This window comes from Vreelandella nigrificans (assembly GCF_002374315.1).
Taxonomy (GTDB): Bacteria; Pseudomonadota; Gammaproteobacteria; order Pseudomonadales; family Halomonadaceae; genus Vreelandella; species Vreelandella nigrificans.
Genome location: NZ_NWUX01000027.1, coordinates 18,822 through 36,494 on the forward strand (window position 1 = coordinate 18,822; position 17,673 = coordinate 36,494).

The window sequence follows — 17,673 nt, forward strand, 5'->3', positions numbered from 1 at the left end:
CTATTGCAGCAGCCGTAACCGAGACTTGCCTTGTTAAGTGTTTTTTTGGACAAAGGCACGGTAACTTTGCGCATCTTTGCCGCTCATGGTGCTCGCGCCAACCACTTCATCGTAGACATACTGAAAGCCACCAAATAGCTCTCTCAGCTCCTCGGGCCTGCTGTAGCGCATGGGTATTCCTAGACCGGCTGTAAAAACCGTCTCTTCTTTTGAACAGAACTCAGCAATGTGAAGGAGCCCTCCGGGCTTCAATACACGCATAATCTCCGCAACTACTTCGACTCGCTCGTCCAATGAAGGGATACACGTAAAAACCGCACAAACCACGACTGCATCGAACGAACAGTCATCAAAGGGCAGTGTTGCCGTAGATGAATGCAATAGAGAAAGCTCTGGGAACATCTTGAGCCCGCGTTCAAGCATTATAGAAGACGGATCTATACCAATCACATTGGTGTATCCGCTCTCAGTTAACTCCTTAACGATCCGGCCATAACCACACCCAAAATCAAGCACTTTGGCCGGTAAATTAACCATGCTCAGGAATCGCTTCCGATCTATTTCTAGGTTGAAGTTAACTTGGTTGGCGACGCTATCCCAGCCTTCTAAGACCATGCTATTACCTACTTAACACACTGCTGTGAGGCTGAAAACGCACAGCCACTAATGCCAGCTTTAACTAAAAATACCAAATGTTTGAAATTCTTCTTAAACAGGGTGTTAGGAGAGCTCTTTAGCCATGCAGAAAAACCTATCATCTTCTGCAACCACACTGAAACCAAGCCGCTTATAAAGATGATGCGCTGGGCTAATTTTAAACGCTCTTAGCCGGAGCTGTATTGCTCCCGACTCTCTCGCCAACCTTAAAGACTCGCCAAGGGCAGATGCACCAATGCCTTTATTTTGAAATTTGTCACGAACTTGAAGATCTCGTAAATAACAGCTCTCATGGTCGAATTCCAGGCGAATTACACCAACCACTTCACCATTCAGCAAAATGTCCCAGTTTTCCAGCTTGAGAATTTGTTCCAATATTCTGGCTTGATCCCAATCAACAGAGTAATGCTCATAGTACGAACGCATATTGTCGTATGTCATCTCTGCTGACTTCGCAAAGTCAGTAGTTGGTTGATATGAGATCACTATCAATCTCCTAACAGATATTGGGCGGTACGTTCTATGGTGGTGAGTACGCCAGCATATGAATCAACCACATTCAGCCTGGTTAATGCCCTCTCCAACATCTTAATTGTCAATAAAACCAATCATTACTGTGAACGCCTTGTGTTAGCACAAATTGCCATCTATTCAGGCTTTTTTCACAAACTGGGCGGTGACCATCATGTCGCCGGCGCCATCAACCTTGCAGTCTAGTTGGTGATCTTTACCCTCCTTGAGCCGCTTGATGACCGCCTTGGTGCCAATTTTGAGAACGATTGAGCTGCCTTTGACCTTGAGGTCTTTGATTAACGTCACCTTATCGCCTTCAGATAACAGGGTGCCGTTGGCATCTTTCACCGTTACGGTGTTTTCCGCTTCAATTTCGGAAGGATTCCACTCATGAGCGCATTCCGGGCAAATGAACAGGCTTTGATCCTGATAAACGAATTCAGATTGGCAATTTGGGCAAGGTGGGCACGACATAGACGATAACTTCTGTGGTTTGGTTAGCTGCCTATGATACTGAGCCTGCGTAGCCTTGGCGAATGCATCCCGGCAGGTTTAGAGGGATCTAAGGTTGGCTCTGTCGTGAATAGTGCAGTGCTTAGCGCTAGGCTTTCTTAGTGCTAACCACTGCCCTGCTCTCACGGTGCATGTTGTTGGCTCAGCCTATTAGACGCTCGCTCAACGCGACGAGGTCTTCAGCCACAAAATCCCATGCTTCTTCTGCTTCTAAATCTTTGCTCTGTTGCGGGCCATATTCTGTACGACGGGGTATAAACGCCGTTTTCATTCCCAACGCACGGGCAGCACGCAGATCATAATTGTGCGCCGCGCATAACATCACCTCTTCAGGCGGCAGGCGCAGTAGGCGGCAAGCCCCTAAATAGACCTCGGGGTCAGGCTTGTAGTGTTGGAATAACTCGGCGCAAAACACCATATCCCATGGCAGTTTGGCATAGCGGGCAACATCCACCATTAGCGACAAATTGCCGTTAGTCAGGGTTGCAATGATGTAGTGCTCTTTTAATTGTTGAAGGCCACGCTGAACATCCGGCCATGGGTCTAATTGGTGCCAAAAGTGATTGACGCGATCAATGGTCGCCTCGTCTAGCGCAATCCCCTGTTGATTGAGTAGTTTGACTAGACTTTCTCGATGCAGATCATCCAATCCCACCCATGGGGTTTCGCCTTGTCGTACTCTATTCATCGAAGGGGCATACTGATGGCGCCACTGATCCGTCAACACTTCACTGGGGAGTTCAATCCCCAGCTCTTTCTCTAGCTCACTGAATTGATGAATCAAACTAGAGCGCCAATCAACAATAGTGCCAAATACATCAAACACGATAGCTTTCATTAACTACTCCTTTTCGTTGGATGGTCATTAGTAGCCCCAATAGTGTCATGGCGATCAGCAGGCTGTAGCCTGCTTCCGTCAGATAAGCTTTAAACTTACTTTAGCTAAATCAATCGAAAGGAAATAGCGCTTTTGATTATTTGCAACGCCCGACGAACGGCAGCTCCAATTAGTTGTTATTAAGCCACTGGCCTTCTGTCGGGCGTAGCAGATAAATTCAATCCTCTCACTTCATGTAACCTTGGCCACAGAACTTAAGGATAGTGTCAGCGACTATCTTCGGCGCCTCCCGTTGCGGGAAGTGCCCTACGCCATCAAGCAGCTTCCGCTCGTAACGTTGTTGGAAGAAAGCCTCTCGCCCTTTGGAACTATCAGGATGATTACAAGTATCTGCATTGCCATGTATTACCAGTGTTGGTACAGACAAGACAGGGGCGGGATTTAGGCGTGACTCGTCTTCAGCATAGGTAGGGTCCCCCTCGGCAAAGCCCCAGCGATGACGGTAGGAGTGCAGCACGACTTCAGCCCAATCCTCCCCCTGGAATGCTTGTGCGGCTTCCTCAAAATCAGCTTGGCTGTACCAACCAACCGGTGCCCAAGTGTCCCACATTAGCCGCGTGAAGACTTCACGCTCTTCCCGTACGACACGTGCGCCGCGCGGCGTTGCCATGAACCAGTGATACCAGTAGTTGCGTGCCTGCTGCATAGACAGCGCCTGATTAGGGTCATTGGTGCCATAGCCCACCGACAGCATCACTAAGTGTGCGGCCAAGCCACCTTGCAAGCCACAGGCATTGGCGGCTGCGCGTGCGCCCCAGTCATGACCAATTAGCGTTGGTTGCTCCAGCCCCAACGCATTTACAAACGCCAGCAGATCCCGCCCTAGCGCCGACAGTTGCCCGCTGCGAGGAGTGGTCGCATCAAGGAATCTAGTGGGTGCAAAGCCACGTAGCGCAGGCGCAAGAACGCGGTAACCCGTATTTGCCAGGATAGGAGCAACGCTCTTCCAGCACTCCGGGCTGTCTGGCCAACCGTGCAGAAGCACGGCAGTACGTGCCCCTTCGGGGTTCCATTCGAGATAAGCAATATCAAGCCGTTCGGTAGTGACGCTGTGGTAAGTATTCATAATTTAGTCTCACCTAGTTGGTTATGGCGTTAAGCCTACCTGGACGAATCATATCGATTGGTGAATAATCAAACCCTATTAACAACATTTTGCGTTGAATGACTTGATGGACACTCTTCCCATAGCTAACGGCACACCACTGGATACCGTATTGCTGCGTACCTTCCTCGGCGTCGTCGACAGCGGCAGCTTTGCTCTGGCGGCCGAAAACTTGGCCCTGACACCTTCGGCAGTGAGCGGACATATTAAGCGTCTGGAGCAGCTCGTCAGCACAAGACTGCTTACCCGCACGACGCGTCGACTGGAGCTAACTCAGGCCGGCGATATCCTGTACGCCTACGGCCGCAGCATTCTGGATTTGGAACGCGAGGCGCGTGCCAAGCTACGCGGTTCACCGTTGAAGGGACGGCTTAGGGTGGGTGCTTCGGAAGATTTCGCCAGCAACTGGCTCCCCCAGATACTGCAGCGATTTCGTCGCTGGTACCCCGATGCCACGATTGAGCTGCAAGTGGGCATCACGGCCAATCTGCTTCGCCAGCAGGAGTGTGGTCATCTTGATCTGGTGTTTGGCAAGCAATGCAGCCGATTCTCAGAGACCGGGGAGCTGTTGTGGGAAGAACCGTTGGCTTGGTGTTTCGCTGCGAACCAGCCGTTGGAATTCAGGGCTGACCAGCCACTGCCGCTAGCCCTCTTTCCAGACCCGTGCATCTATCGAGAATCGGCTATTGCGGCGCTGAGCAATGCAGGCCAAGAATGGCGCGTGGTATTTGAAAGCAGCAGTATGGCAGGCTGCCTGGCAGCGGCACGTTCTGGTTTTGCTGTCACCGTCATTGCTAATAGTCAATTAAGGGAAGGCGTACGTTTACTGGGTACTAAAGATGGATGGCCGCCACTGCCGATTGCAAGATTCTATGCTTTCCCTCGCACTGATAACCCTACCAGTACCGCCCTTATTGACGCGGCACGGCATGCGGGTACGCAAAGCTACTTTAGAGCCTGCTAAAGCTCTCGGCGACCGATTTCGTGTAGATATAAAACTGCCCGTTGGGAGTCATCACGGCTTTCCAGTATAACTGCCCTCTCTACAATAGCCCTTCGGTCTAGGCCATTTTCTGACAATGAATCTTCATCAAACCGGCTCCAGATGCCAGCCCTGCTCGGTTGCCAGCAGGCGGTCTGTCAGGACTAGGTTTTCCAGAAAGGCATCATCGTGGGATACCACCACTAACGCGCCTTGGTAACTGCGTAACAGCGTTTCCAGTGCTTGTACCGATGGCAGGTCGAGGTGGTTATTGGGTTCATCGAGCAGTAACAGTTGCGGGGGCGAATCGGCGTAGAGGATGCAGGCCAGCGCTCCTTTCAGGCGCTCACCTCCGCTTAGTAGCCCACTGGGTATGGTGATCTTCTGCGCGTCCAGGCCTAGTTGGGCCAGTAGCATACGCCGCTCGCCGTCTGCCATTGAGCGGTTAGCCAGTTGCAGCTGTTCGAGCACGCTCTTTTCCGGCACAAGACTCTCCAGTCGCTGGTCGAGATACGCCCTTTCTGGGGTCACCTTACAGGTTCCAGATAAGGGTTCGATCTGGCCTGCTAGCACGCGAAGCAGCGTGGATTTACCGCAGCCATTGGGGCCGACAATACCGATGCGCTGCTGCCCTCTCAGCAGTAGGCTAATGTGACGAGTTGCTCCTATAACGAACGGTAGTTCAACCCTCTCCAATTCTGCCAAACAGCGTTTGGCGACCTGTTCAACGGGTATCTTATGCAGGGTGATGTGCGCTTCGTTTTCAACCTGCTTTGCCGCTTCCCGCACACGCTGATTAAGTTGCTCACGACTGGCCGCATGTTGCTGGCGCAGTGCGCCGGTGGAGTTTTCGCTGCGCTCTTTCTGACCATCCAGTATCACCTTGGCTTGATTGGCTTCCTTGCCCTGCCGGTTACCGTGGGCCTGTCGTTTCTCCTGGCGTTCACGCTGCTTGCGCATCACCCGTTCTTGGCGCTGGCGCTCCAGCTTGTGTTTATTGAGTTGGTCAACCGCACTTTGCTGCTCGTGGGCTTTTGCTTCTGCATAAAAGGTGTAGTTGCCACCGTAACTGTGTAGTCCTAGAGGGGATAGCTCCACAATGCGCGCCATGGATTCCAGCAGTTGCCGGTCATGACTGACTACGATCAGCCCACGCGGCCAGCGCTGTAGCTGTTCGATGAGTGCTTGGCGGTTTGGTCGGTCGAGGTGGTTGCTTGGCTCATCAAGAATCAGGAAATCGGCCTTCGAGAGCATGGCTCCCATTAGGGCAACCCGCATGGTTTCTCCACCACTCAGCGTGCTGGCCGGTGTGCTGGCCTCAAGATAGCCCAAGCCATTGCGTTCAAGTTCATGGCGCAATCGTTGGGGCATATCCCAGCGGTCATCGACTGCCTCAAAATCCTCTGGTGCCGTGCTGCCAGCTTCGATGCGCGCCAATGCATCCAGGGTTGTTTGAATGCCTGCGAGATCAGCAACAGAAGCGCCCTGCGGCTGGGCCACTTGTTGGGCAAGGTAATGTACGCGGCCGAAACGCTGGCAATGGCCGCTGGTTGGCTGCAACAGCCCCGCGAGGATTTGGGCTAAGACTGTTTTACCAACTCCATTGCGCCCCACCAAACCCGTGGGCCGTGTGTCGAACTGTTCATAAAGATCGGTGAAAAGCGTTCTGCCATCCGACAAAACGTAGGAGACACCTTTTAAGGTGAGATGGGTAGTAGCCATAATTGATTCCAGAGATGCCGAGTACTCCCCCTACATTAGGGGCTAATGGAGACTGGCCGTTATTGCAACGGCGGGCATCAATGGTTCATTGGACAACTACCTCTGTTTAACGTGGAAAGGCCCACCATAATACAAATAGCGCTCGCTCGCTATCTATGATGAGGCGTTAGAGCGCTTGGTTCCTTGCAAACATATCGGGTACAGAGGACCAAGCTAAAGATCACTACTTGGGTTATCGCAATGCATGCAATCACTCCGCTCCAGCCCCATACCGCAAAGGCATAAGCCGCGAGGCTTGCACCAATTGCGCCACCTAAATAGTAGCAAGAGAGATATATTCCGGTCGCAACACCAGCGGGTACGCGGCGGGAGCTGCTTAACAGTTGAGTGGTCACTGTTTGGAACATATAGGTTCCTATGGCAAACAGTGCCACACCCGCCATGATAGGCATGTGTGCTGCACTAATGAGCCATAGCGATGCCCAGATCAACACCATCAGTGATATGGCAATCGCCGTTTCACTCATATAGCGCCTAAATAGACGTGCAGTGAGCACGAAAAAAAGTGCGGGCAGGCACGCCAGATAGAGTGTGCCAATCTGTTGTGAATCCCAATGATAGGGTGCTTGAGAAAGCCATAGGCCAAGTGCCGTAAACACTGCGCTTTGCGTGAAGAGCAGCGCAAAACCCGTGAGATAGGCAACCAGCAAAGTAGTGTCCGAGAAAGCACGCTTTACATACGCTAGCGGCGTTTGTGGTTGTGCTATTTGTTGCTGTGCTGTTTGTTGCTGGGCTATTTGTTGCTGTGCCATGCACTGCGTTGGTTCAGCATTTAGCGCCTTCGGAAGCAGGTAAATCACAACCGCCGATAGCACCATCAAACATGCGATACTGATGAACCCTAACTCCCAGCCCATTGCCCCCACTGACCAAGCAGGATAAAACCGGCTAAGCGTGCTGCCAACAATGGTGCCGGTTACGTACAGTGGCACAAAGCTCCTTGGTCGCTTTGAGACTAGATTCATCGCTGCAGTCAATAGGAAGGGAATGACAATTCCTTGGCCTAGCCGCAGTGTGAAAAGCACGTCTTGGCTAGTGGTAAAGGCAATGGCGGTGTTAATCACTGCCAACGCGAGAAAGCCTGCTGCCAATAAGGTCGAAGGGTTGGCGTGTTTTGTTGCAGCGCCAATGATGGGCGCAGTTATCATCATTCCTAATAACGACGCCATATTTAACCAGCCAGCGTCAGTGGTCGTGGTTCCGAACCGCTCTACTAACGGTGGAAACAGCGCCTGAAGTTGGTACAAGTTAAAAAAAGCGCCGAGCGATCCGATCATCAAGGCCGTGCGCATGGCTTATTCCTTTTAAGATAGGGAGTAAGGTAATTGCGAACAAGGCATGAGTGAATGTCGGATTTGCTATCGCAGTGATACGTGATGCGACAGAGCGCAGCATCAGAAAGCAACGTACTGTGTGCTCAAGGGAGGAGCGACGAGATGGTCGAACTGAAACAGCTTAAGCATTTTATTGCCGTTGCGGAGGAGCTTAACTTCAGACGAGCTGCGGAGCGATTGCATATTACCCAGCCGCCGTTAAGCCAGAGTATAAAAGCATTAGAAGAAACGGTAGGTGTGAAGCTGTTCGAGCGCAATACCCGGGGTGTCCATCTCACCAAAGCTGGCGAGGCCTTTCTTGTTGAGAGCCGGGAGATACTTAGTGCAACGCTGAGAAGTATCAGCGTTGCCAGACAGGCGGCCCATGGTGAAATCGGCACCTTACGCATTGGCTATTCGGCAAGCGCGATCTTCTCTAAACCCCTCACCTCTGCCCTGGCGAAACTACTCGCGGAGCGCCCATTGCTCGAATTGCAGTTATGCGAAGGGAATGCCCTGTTGCATATCGCATCGCTTAAAGCAGGTAAGCTTGATGCTGCGGTGCTCCGCGCCGACCTAGACGAAAACTCACTGTCTGGCTTATCAGTTTCCAGGCTGGGAGATGAGCCACTTTTTGTGCTTCTTCCCCCAGGCCATCGACTGCAGGCAAGAACATCCATCGCTTTTAAGGAGTTCACCAATGAGCGGCTTTTGCTCCAGCCCGCTACGCAAAGAACATTTCTGAGGCGGCAACTGGAAGCATTAGCGGATAAAGCAGGCGTTTCTCTCAGCCGCGCTGTAGAAGTACCCGATATTGGAAGTATGCTGTGTTTCGTTGGAGCAGGTATTGGTATCGCCATCCTGCCTGCCAGTGCCGCGTCGATGGCCCACGGCCTAATTGCGATACCGCTTGCCGATAAGGACTCTTCCCAGACGCTAGTGCTGGTCGGTAAAGAGGACAATCCGCTGAGTGAACAGTTTAAGCATCTTGTTGAGGCGCATCTCTATGGTTAGCACCTTTCCATGTCTCTACCATTTAGCCACTCCTATGCCCAGCCAGATCATCACCGCACTGGTCACTTCTTAGCAACGATAAAAACCGCCCCTTTGCTAGGCTGCCATTCACGATCAACGCTAAATCCGGCATTTATCAACTTAACCACCAGCTCCTGCTTACCAAAGCGGCTCACATAAGGCGCTAACCCAAGCATCTGCATAAGAGGGATTAATAGCCGCCAGAACACATTGATTTCATCAACAAGCGCGGTACTGGATACAAAGACGCCTCCAGGCTTCAATACCTCATACACCCTTGCAATCGCCGCATCCACATCTTCTAGCAGGTGCAGCACATTGAGTCCTAAAATGGCATCAAAGCTTTCTACGTTTAGTTCAAGGCTATCTAAGCTACCCTGCTGGAAACTGACATTTTCAACACCTGCCTCCTTCGCCTTCTGCTGGGCAATATCAAGCATCTTATCCGAGATGTCGGTAGCCATAATATGCTTGACGTAGGGAGCATGAGTAATCGCCGTACTACCAGTTCCGCATCCGAACTCCAATATGGATGAGTCCGGCTGGAAGTACTCCTGCGTGATTGCCAGTTTCTGTTGATAAACCCTCTCGTCACGTACCCGGCTTTTGGCGTAACGAGGCGCGCTTTTATTCCAAAACTCCTTGGCCCCCTTCAATCGTCCCCCCCTTTTAATTTCACTAACTCCTGAACACTTTAATTAGCTAAAGAGGCACCAACATGCCAAGCATACCGGCCACCCTTAACCCGTAACCTTCAGGCCTGCCTGGAACTCACTCATGCTGTAAAACATTGATAAGTTTCCCGAAAGGGTCACGAATATAGAAGCGACGAACACCCCAGGGTTCGCTTACCGGCCCGTACTCAATCTCAATATTTTGGTTCTGCACTCGCTCTAAAGCCGCGTCTAAATTATCCACTTCTATGGATAAATCAGGAACTGGCGTACCCGAGCCACCCTCCGATGCCACGCTTACCTGTGTGGTCATTGTCTCGCCGGAGCTATAGGTTCTAAGCCAGCCATGGTCCATCACGACATCGAGTCCAAATATGGCCGCATAAAACTGATCTGCTTCTGAGGGGTTGGAAGCTGTAATGTTGTAGACGATACGTTTTACCTTCATTTTCTCCTCCCAGTGGCTGGCTTCATTTCGCTATGACAATTCCAGCCTAGCTGTTAAATCATGTTGAGCCCAACTCTGGGAGGCGGCGCTTTAGACGATGGGAGAGAACCGCATCATGCAGCTACTGCATTGCCGGCTGTTTACGGTTACTTAGCCGGTACCTAGTCTCTAACTGGCTCCTCAATCCTCAACTCCTTCAGCGCGTGCTTTCAAAGTGCGATTCATATCTTCAAATCCTCGCTTGGTATCACGTTCCAGGCTAGAACGGAGTAATCCGACCAACAGTCCGCTGAACTGCTCGCTCTGCTCAAAGCGCACTTTACCTTCGCCCAAGGGCTCAATGACAAAACGGTGCTCACCATCAAAAATACCAGGAAATACAAATCGCCCACGCCACCGAAGTTCACGACCTGCTTCTGCCGCAAGTACGATAGGCGAGAAGCGCATGACTTTGCCACCATTTGGCTGAACAGCAATTTTGAGCCGTGCACCCTCCTCTGCCACACCGGAAACAGATCTAATGAAGGGGTTCCATTGAGGGTAAGACGAGAAATCCGACAGAATACTCCACACTTGCTCGGCTGAGGCGTGGATGTCGATTTCCGTGCTCAGGTGATAGGTAGCCATTAATCCTTTCCTGTTTTTTGAGTTCAATACTAAGAGTTATCAGCGCCCTGCCAGCAGAGAGGAGGCTTGCTTATAGCGCTCTAAATCCAACCCCAAGAATTGGGTTCCGGGAACGGGGTTACTCGTCACGGGTGGGTGTTGAACAAATCCATATGATTTATATAACGCCAAGGCTGCTTTAAACTCAGGTAATACATCGAGACATATTTTCTTATATCCACTGGCAATTGCCTCTTGTAATACTCTTTCAACCAGCCTAGACCCTAACCTGCTTCCACGAGCAGTTGGGCGAACATAAACGCGCTTCATTTCACAGGTATCGTTGTCTACTTTTCGAAAGGCAGCGCAGCCAATTGGCTGTTCATTTATGGTTGCTAAAAAAATCTTAGACTCACCTGAGCTGTACTTTTCAGGCAAGCGGTTAAACTCTTCATCGTTACCTTGAAAAGAAAGATCAACGGATGTGCTATCAATGTACTCACGATACAAATCAAGCACATCCTTTAAATCAGCGGGAAACGTAGCCCTTTCAATCTTATACACCCCATCCTCCAGACCGAATGATACATAGTAGTAACCAACCCCATGACGCACTTGATTAGAGCATTGTCGGCCACCACCAGATGCTTGATATTATTCAAGGCATGCCCATAGATGTATTATAAAACCCCATTGCGACAACAAATACCACGAAGGTAATAAAACCAGCAAAGGTAATCCAATTTACTTCCTGCTGAGCTAAACTTCCCCTGGGGTATCTACCCATAGTGAGTAACCACAGTGAGAAGCGCCCTAAATTAAAGAATAAAACTTGAACCACCAGCGCCATAACGAGAAACTTTAGAATCTCGACGACGATTTGAAGCAATCTTTTTAGCGCATCTTCCATTACCTGAACTCTTTCGCTGACCTAGTGGCCTTTCCCACAACACTAGTACCAACATGATAAGCATTCGGCTTTTTATTACCAGGCATTTTGCTTTTACAAACGGTAAGCCATCTCCACTGCAATATTAAGCAACAACCTCTCATTTTTTTGCGCCAGGTACTCTCTCTGACCACACTTGAAGCGTCACGAACTAACGCCACGCCGCATATGGTGTCTTTATGGCTGGGTTTTCAAATCGCTGTTGGACGTATCAAGTCATTGCCTTCTAGACTGAAGTCTCGTTTCTCTTGAGATACCCGACCTATGCGTGTGTTTTCTAATCCGGTCGGTGCCGGTTCACTCTGGTTTGATAATTTGGTAACCGCAGACGGTATTCCCGTCGCTTACGACCCGCAAGCGCGTGCCTTTTTACCTATGCCGCCCTTCTGTGCGAACCGCGAGGTAATCGGTTGTAACTGGATTGCCCCGAAGCAAGGCGCATTCTGCCGTGCTTGCGAGATGACAGCGTTGGCGCCCGCCCCTGATATTACAAATGCCATGCCTAATTGGGCACAAACGGAAGCAGCTAAACGCTGGGTGATTGATAACCTTGGCCGCTGGAACTGGTTTCGCCCTGAAGACCCCGGCGCGCCACCGGTATTTCATATGTTAGCCGAAGGGGGAACGCCCGTACCTATGGGGCATGTGGGTGGAGTAGTCACCATCAGTGTCGCGGAGGCAGACCCAGTACTGCGCACAACCCGCAAGGAGGCTCTGGATGAGCCTTACCGCACCATGATTGGTCATATGCGCCATGAAATCTCGCATATGCTGTGGTGGCGACTAAGTTTGCGGGATGATTTTCTTGATGCTTTTCGTGAGATGTTTGGCGATGAGCGGGAGGATTATCCAACGGCACTTCAGCATTATTATCAAAATGGCCCGCCTGCAGATTGGCGGCAGCGCTTTCTGTCTACCTATGCCTCTTCCCACCCCCACGAAGACTGGGCGGAAACCGCTTCACACTTGCTACACCTTACTGATATCACCGATAGCTTTGTGTCGTCGGGAATGACATCACCGGCTTTGCCTAACACCCATGGCTGGGATGCTTACGCCGAACCGGACGCTGAGCGGTTGATTCATATCGCGGCATCACTGGTGGCCGGTGTTAACCATGTGAACCGTTCTATGGGCCTGTCAGACCTCTATCCGTTTGTGCTTTCAGACGCTGCGATGCGCAAGCTAGCCTTCGTTCATGACTGGCTACGACGCGGCGCCCAAGGGCTTTGAAAGCTGGGTCTGTTGCAAGCTGGGATTTTAAAAAACGCAGGCCCAGGTGAAGAGCCTGCACTGCGTTAACAGCCTTAGCGTAAAGAGAGCTCTTCAATAACGGCTTCTACTCGCTTGCGGGCATCGCCTTGTAGCGTTTGTAGTGGCTGGGGTAAACAGGGCTGGCTCACTCTGCCGGTTAGTTCCGCGATGGTGGCCGCTACCCGTAGGCTACCGCTGTAGTCACGGTAGAGCGCCCATAACGGTTCAAGCGCTACAGAAAGCGCGTTGGCTTGCTGAGTATCTCCCGATTGTGCAGCACGGGTTAGCGCCAGCGCGGCCTCGGGATATAGCCCGCCAATCACCGAGTACTAGGCATCGCAACCGGCAAGCAGCCCTGTGGCGGCGGCCGCGTCGCGTGCCGCCGCCCAGGCGCACCAGCCGCCGTACTGAGGCGCATAGACCTCGGGGTCCGCCTGGAACCGGTCGCGATGCTCGGCCGACGCGAACTGCCAGGTGGCATCACGCCACTCCAGCTAATAGTCGGGCGAGCCCTGTACCGGCTGACCCTGGGTGAAGTAGGCCACTGGGTCCGTGCCGCCGATGGCCAGGCCATTGCGGGTAAAGATGCGCCCCTCAGCGAGGGCTTCCATGGACCAGGCTAAACCGATCATCAGGGCAGCTGCCATCCACCAACCTTTACGCTTCATGGTTCGCCTCCTCGCGACCCATCCTCACGAAGGTACTGTCGAGAAACGGCCCCCCGCCTTACAGGCGATGTTGGCTCAATCCGGGGACTGGTGTCGGCCCAGGTTCTCGGCCGACCCAGCCATCCGTTGAGCAAGGCGTGAGCGGCCGAGACTGTCGGTTGCCGTCCTTCCCATCGCGCGGGAGAGAACGTCCCCAAGGCACTATACCTCGCTGCGATTGACGGTTACGCCACCGGCCTCGACCTGCTCCAGCAGGTAAGCCGGATCGACCAGGCTTTCCGGCAGGTATAGTCCGGGGCCTGGCGGCGCCCCGCCGTTGAGCCCCAGCAACCGCTCGACGCACACCGCCACGCCGCGCGCGCTCAGCATCGCGTAGCCCTGCGGATCCACCAATTCGTAGCGATAGCGCCCTGTGTCGCCCCCGACCAACTCGCCGCTGATTTCGATAATCACCTCGTGAGAGGGGCCGCGGCCGCTTCGGCTGCTCGCGGTAAGTCCTTCGGCCACATCCAGCCGCAGCGAGTTCACCGTCTCTATCGAGGAGAGGCTGAGCAGATCGGCCAGCCCCACCGCCTGGCCTTGGTGGCGGGCACCGCCAACCCCGGTGAACGTACGTGCAGCCTCTTCCCCTGCGGCGTAACTCCAGCGCCCCTCACGCATCAGCAGTGGCTGCGGTCCCACTTGGGCAATCCGCGCCATATCCGCGTTGGACATGGCGCCGAAAGGGTCGTCCGGATCAAACACCAGGCCAATCTCGATCGCCTCGACACGGCTGAAGCGACCGGCAAAGTGCAGCGCCGCCAGCGTGGGTACCGCGCCGATACTGTGGCCGAGCATCAGCACCGACGCCGTGGGCTCATGGATGTACCGCGCCACCAGCGGGCCCAGCTCGAAGGGCGCATCGGAAAGGGCGACATAGGCGATGCCACGATCTTGGGCGAAGCGCATGCTGTTGAGCGAGAGGTCTCTTACCGCAGTCACCACAGCACTGAATGGGCGATCTTGCGGCAATCCCAGATCGGCGCGGCTCAAGTCCACCAATGCGGCATCGGCATTGCCCAGCTCCGTGGCCAGCGCCCCGGCTTTTTCCCGATTGCGCCCGGCGATGGTCAGATGCAGTCCGGGGTGACGACGGCGTAGCAGCCGCGCGACTCTGGAACCCAGGCTGCCGTAGCCGCCGAGCAGCAGTACCGACGCACTCTGTAGCGACGTCATGACACCAGCTCCTCAGGGGATTCAATACGGGCGCCAAACTCCAGCAGGCGCTCGACGAAGTAGTCCGGCTCGATAATTACTTCCGGCAGGTACAGCCCCGGAGCAACCGGACTTCCTCCCGCCAGGCCAAGCAGGCGTTCCACTCCCAGCGCCACCCCCAGTGCGGTCAGCGGAGCCTGCCCGGCGGGGTGGACGATTTCGTGGCGTGAACGGCGAGGCGCGCCATCCTCACTCAGGCCCCGCAACTCGATCACGATTTCCGTGGAAAAGGGCTCGCCGCGACGACGGCTGGCGGATTCACCCAAGGCAAAATCGAGGCGGATGGCGCTGGCATCGGTCGCCGCGGCCAAGCCCATGATGTCGAAAGGGGAGTAGGCCTGGGCGGCCACCGGGGTGCCGTCGACGCTGGTAAAACGGCCTTCGGCCTCTGCGCCGCTGACCCAGGTGAAATTGCCATCCCTGAGGGTTAGCGCAGCGGGCGCGACACCTGTGATTCGCTCGTAGTCCGCGGAGGCCGCCGGGCCACCCATGTCCTCCTTATCCAACAGCACCCCGATGTGGATTGTCTCCAGCGCCCGATAGGCCTTGGCAAAATGCAGCACCGGGAAGATCGCGGCCCCCGCGAGCCAGTGGCTGGCCATCAGGATCGGCGCGTCCCCGGGGTGGTGGACGAAGCGCGACACCTCCGGGCCCTGCTCGAAGGTACCGCTGGAAACGCTGATATAGGGCAACCCTCGCTTCTGGGCGAATCGCATCGAGTTCAGCGTCTCGTCCTTGAGAAAAATAGCCACTGCGCTGTATTTGTCACTTTCCGCCAAGCCGAGGTCTGCGCGCTCGAGATTCACCGCGACGCCATGGGCACCGCCCACTTTGGCGGCCACAGCCTCGGCCTTGGCCAGGTCGCGGCCACCGATGGCAATGGGTAATTGCGGCTGCAGGCGGCGCAGGGTATGCGCGGCCTGCGATCCGACAACGCCGGAACCGCCGATGATCAGGACAGGTTTGTGTGTAATTGGCATGTTCGTTTCTCCCGGGCCTTAAAGCCCTCTTGTGGTAAGATTTCCTACCGACCACAACTTACTAAAGGTAAGTTACTTATGGTAAGTTACACCTAATCGACGGCTTGTCAAGCATTGGTAGGTCTTGAGCAATGGGGAGAGACGCAATGAGGAAAGACAATGTGCGACCAGCACAAGCCGGGCCCGGAAAGAAGCTGGCGAAGGCCGAGCGGCGCGAACAGCTACTGGAAACGGCGATGGAGGTAGTGCGCGCCAAGGGCGCTGATGCCCTGACCCTGGCTCACGTAGCCGAGTGCGCCGGGGTCAGCAAGCCAGTGGCCTACGAGCATTTCGGCACACGCTCCAACCTGCTGGTGACTCTCTACCGGCGCATCGATGAGCGCCAGATCCGAGTGCTTCGTGAAGCCCTGGAGCAGACGCCGCCGCGTCTGGAAACCATCGCCGAGGTGATCAGCCATGCTGCCCTCAATTGCCACGCCTCTACCGGGCCCGAGTGGCACGCGATTTCCGCCGCCCTCAAAGGCAGTGAGGAGATGGAAGCGGTACAGCGGGAGCTGATCGACCGATGTATCCGGCTCTATTGCGAGACCCTCGCTCCCTATACGGTGCTATCGGACACAGACCTGCAACTGCGCTGTGCCGGATTCATCGGTGCCGCCGAGTCGATCTCCGCAGAGGTGATCCGTGGGCGGGTGGGACTGGAGCAGGCCACCGCTAACCTCGCCGCGCTGGTCATCAGCGGGGTCAGCGGCGACTAGGGGCTCACGACGAGGGCGGCTAGCCAGTCACCGAAGCGGCCGCACGGCCCAGGCTCGCCGCCGCCTTCCCCGGGGTGGGCGCGAAGTGGACTACGCTACGCTAACTAACCTGATCGCCGACCTCGACGGGGCCGGCCGAATGACATCGAGCGCGGTACAGGGAGAACTCGCACCGCGCAGTGACGCGGGAGGAACCATGGCTCCGATTGAGCGCTACGACGTAGTCTGCATCGGCTGCGGCTGCGGCTCCGGCCTGACGGCCGCCTATTCCGCTCAGCAGGACGGCAAGTCGGTCGCGCTGGTCGATAACCGCCCCGACCAGGGCCTCGATTACGTAGTCGCCAGGAAGGAGTACGCCGATTTCGCCAAGGGCAAGATCGTCGGCTCACCAGCGGGCTTTGCGAAACTGCTGGTCGAGAAGGGCAGCGACCGGATCCTCGGCTTTCACATGATCGGCCCCCAGGCAGCCGATCTGATTCACGAGGTGGTGGTCGCCATGAACACCCGGGGGCCAAGGCGCAACGGGTGCGCGACAGCATCCACGTGCCCCCGACGCTCGCCGAGTTGGTCAGGCTGGTGTTCGATGCCACGGCGTAGGAGCCGGTCAGCGCCGCGTGTCCCGGCAAAGTGCGATGAGCCAACAACGAGGAGCAGTCCCTCAGTTCTCTGATTCCCTTCTTCCCACGGCATACGCCTTGTTTTGTTTGACGAACGTGTTGAGACCCCATCAATGCCGGTTGACCCCAGGCACGGTAAATGGTTTGACACCCGGCGGGGAGAAGCGAAGTATGAATTCGTGACTTTTCGGGCTCTGTGCCCTGTCGTTCTTCCGGAGTCCCTACTGTATGCGCGTTTTTGCCAACCCAGTCGGTTCCGGCTCGCTTTGGTTCGACAACCTCGCCACCGCCGACGGCCCCCCGTTGCTTACGACCCGCAGGCGCGGGCCTTCCTGCCCATGCCACCCTTCTGTGCCAACCGCGAGGTAATCGGTTGAAACTGGATTGCCCCGCCTGGCTGTAACACGGCGCCCAAGAGCTTTGAAAACAGGGTCTGCTGCAAGCTGGGATTTTAAAAAACGCAGGCCCAGGTGAAGGGCCTGCACTGCGTTAACGGTCTTAGCGTAAAGCGAGCTCTTCAATAACGGCTTCTACTCGCTTGCGGGCATCGCCTTGTAGCGTTTGTAGTGGCTGGGGTAAACAGGGCTGGCTCACTCTGCCGGTTAGTTCCGCGATGGTGGCCGCTACCCGTAGGCTACCGCTGTAGTCACGGTAGAGCGCCCATAAT

Annotated in this window: 21 protein-coding genes and 1 pseudogene; 5 read left to right on the forward strand and 17 right to left on the reverse strand. The window is 54.6% G+C overall.

What is annotated here, in order from left to right; all coding sequences use genetic code 11:
• Positions 1-33: 33 nt before the first annotated feature.
• The 5 genes from CPA45_RS19930 to CPA45_RS19950 all read right to left on the reverse strand — a co-directional run bounded on the left by CPA45_RS19930 (position 34) and on the right by CPA45_RS19950 (position 3,647).
• On the reverse strand, positions 34-615 hold the full coding sequence (locus CPA45_RS19930; RefSeq protein WP_096654612.1) for a class I SAM-dependent methyltransferase: 582 nt from the start codon (positions 613-615) through the stop codon (positions 34-36).
• Positions 616-720: 105 nt separating this feature from the next.
• Positions 721-1,143, reverse strand: a complete 423-nt coding sequence (locus CPA45_RS19935) for a GNAT family N-acetyltransferase (protein ID WP_208858564.1) — start codon at positions 1,141-1,143, stop codon at positions 721-723.
• A gap of 165 nt (positions 1,144-1,308) precedes the next feature.
• Positions 1,309-1,644 (reverse strand): zinc ribbon domain-containing protein YjdM, encoded by a 336-nt coding sequence (locus tag CPA45_RS19940; RefSeq protein WP_078088309.1) that lies wholly within the window; start codon positions 1,642-1,644, stop codon positions 1,309-1,311.
• A 181-nt stretch (positions 1,645-1,825) separates the two neighbouring features.
• Positions 1,826-2,521 (reverse strand): haloacid dehalogenase type II, encoded by a 696-nt coding sequence (locus tag CPA45_RS19945; RefSeq protein ID WP_096654614.1) that lies wholly within the window; start codon positions 2,519-2,521, stop codon positions 1,826-1,828.
• Between the two features lie 226 nt (positions 2,522-2,747).
• Positions 2,748-3,647: an alpha/beta fold hydrolase gene (locus CPA45_RS19950; protein ID WP_096654616.1), complete on the reverse strand. Its 900-nt coding sequence runs from the start codon at positions 3,645-3,647 to the stop codon at positions 2,748-2,750.
• Between the two features lie 106 nt (positions 3,648-3,753).
• Here CPA45_RS19950 and CPA45_RS19955 point away from each other — a divergent pair, with 106 nt between their 5' ends.
• Positions 3,754-4,650, forward strand: a complete 897-nt coding sequence (locus CPA45_RS19955) for a LysR substrate-binding domain-containing protein (protein WP_096654618.1) — start codon at positions 3,754-3,756, stop codon at positions 4,648-4,650.
• A 126-nt stretch (positions 4,651-4,776) separates the two neighbouring features.
• On the opposite strand, the gene CPA45_RS19960 is transcribed toward CPA45_RS19955, so the two are convergent.
• The gene (locus CPA45_RS19960; protein WP_096654620.1) at positions 4,777-6,390 is read right to left on the reverse strand and encodes an ABC-F family ATP-binding cassette domain-containing protein; all 1,614 of its coding nucleotides are present in this window, start codon (positions 6,388-6,390) and stop codon (positions 4,777-4,779) included.
• 149 nt (positions 6,391-6,539) lie between these two features.
• Complete coding sequence (locus tag CPA45_RS19965; RefSeq protein WP_096654622.1) at positions 6,540-7,742, reverse strand: MFS transporter; 1,203 nt, start codon at positions 7,740-7,742, stop codon at positions 6,540-6,542.
• A 144-nt stretch (positions 7,743-7,886) separates the two neighbouring features.
• On the opposite strand from CPA45_RS19965, the gene CPA45_RS19970 reads away from it, so the two are divergent.
• Positions 7,887-8,777: a LysR family transcriptional regulator gene (locus CPA45_RS19970; RefSeq protein WP_165771592.1), complete on the forward strand. Its 891-nt coding sequence runs from the start codon at positions 7,887-7,889 to the stop codon at positions 8,775-8,777.
• Between the two features lie 62 nt (positions 8,778-8,839).
• Here the strand turns inward: CPA45_RS19970 and CPA45_RS19975 are convergent, their stop codons facing one another.
• The 5 genes from CPA45_RS19975 to CPA45_RS19995 form a co-directional block, all read right to left on the reverse strand.
• Positions 8,840-9,454, reverse strand: a complete 615-nt coding sequence (locus CPA45_RS19975; protein ID WP_096654626.1) for a class I SAM-dependent methyltransferase — start codon at positions 9,452-9,454, stop codon at positions 8,840-8,842.
• 115 nt (positions 9,455-9,569) lie between these two features.
• Entirely contained in the window at positions 9,570-9,920 is a 351-nt protein-coding gene (locus tag CPA45_RS19980; protein WP_096654628.1) for a VOC family protein, read from the reverse strand.
• A gap of 180 nt (positions 9,921-10,100) precedes the next feature.
• Positions 10,101-10,547 carry an SRPBCC domain-containing protein gene (locus CPA45_RS19985; RefSeq protein ID WP_096654630.1) on the reverse strand — a complete coding sequence of 149 codons (447 nt, stop codon included), beginning with the start codon at positions 10,545-10,547 and terminating at the stop codon, positions 10,101-10,103.
• 39 nt (positions 10,548-10,586) lie between these two features.
• Positions 10,587-11,090: a GNAT family N-acetyltransferase gene (locus CPA45_RS19990; RefSeq protein WP_096654632.1), complete on the reverse strand. Its 504-nt coding sequence runs from the start codon at positions 11,088-11,090 to the stop codon at positions 10,587-10,589.
• 94 nt (positions 11,091-11,184) lie between these two features.
• Positions 11,185-11,436, reverse strand: a complete 252-nt coding sequence (locus CPA45_RS19995; protein ID WP_096654634.1) for a hypothetical protein — start codon at positions 11,434-11,436, stop codon at positions 11,185-11,187.
• Positions 11,437-11,739: 303 nt separating this feature from the next.
• Here CPA45_RS19995 and CPA45_RS20000 point away from each other — a divergent pair, with 303 nt between their 5' ends.
• Complete coding sequence (locus CPA45_RS20000; protein ID WP_096654636.1) at positions 11,740-12,708, forward strand: zinc-binding metallopeptidase family protein; 969 nt, start codon at positions 11,740-11,742, stop codon at positions 12,706-12,708.
• A gap of 74 nt (positions 12,709-12,782) precedes the next feature.
• Here CPA45_RS20000 and CPA45_RS20005 read toward each other — a convergent pair whose 3' ends face one another.
• From CPA45_RS20005 to CPA45_RS20015, 4 genes are all read right to left on the reverse strand, one after another.
• Positions 12,783-13,052: a hypothetical protein gene (locus CPA45_RS20005; RefSeq protein ID WP_422822048.1), complete on the reverse strand. Its 270-nt coding sequence runs from the start codon at positions 13,050-13,052 to the stop codon at positions 12,783-12,785.
• Positions 13,053-13,223: 171 nt separating this feature from the next.
• Entirely contained in the window at positions 13,224-13,397 is a 174-nt protein-coding gene (locus CPA45_RS22875) for a hypothetical protein (protein WP_165771593.1), read from the reverse strand.
• A 201-nt stretch (positions 13,398-13,598) separates the two neighbouring features.
• Complete coding sequence (locus tag CPA45_RS20010; RefSeq protein ID WP_096654638.1) at positions 13,599-14,612, reverse strand: saccharopine dehydrogenase family protein; 1,014 nt, start codon at positions 14,610-14,612, stop codon at positions 13,599-13,601.
• Entirely contained in the window at positions 14,609-15,631 is a 1,023-nt protein-coding gene (locus CPA45_RS20015) for a saccharopine dehydrogenase (RefSeq protein ID WP_096654640.1), read from the reverse strand. Before CPA45_RS20015 ends, CPA45_RS20010 begins: the two co-directional genes overlap by 4 nt.
• Before the next feature lie 146 nt (positions 15,632-15,777).
• Between CPA45_RS20015 and CPA45_RS20020 the strand changes: the two genes are divergently transcribed.
• Both CPA45_RS20020 and CPA45_RS20025 read left to right on the forward strand, forming a co-directional pair.
• On the forward strand, positions 15,778-16,389 hold the full coding sequence (locus CPA45_RS20020; protein WP_096654642.1) for a TetR/AcrR family transcriptional regulator: 612 nt from the start codon (positions 15,778-15,780) through the stop codon (positions 16,387-16,389).
• A gap of 196 nt (positions 16,390-16,585) precedes the next feature.
• Positions 16,586-17,059 carry an FAD-binding protein gene (locus CPA45_RS20025; protein ID WP_208858565.1) on the forward strand — a complete coding sequence of 158 codons (474 nt, stop codon included), beginning with the start codon at positions 16,586-16,588 and terminating at the stop codon, positions 17,057-17,059.
• A gap of 445 nt (positions 17,060-17,504) precedes the next feature.
• Here the strand turns inward: CPA45_RS20025 and CPA45_RS23110 are convergent.
• Positions 17,505-17,673: pseudogene (locus tag CPA45_RS23110) on the reverse strand (dihydrodipicolinate synthase family protein); the annotation flags it as partial.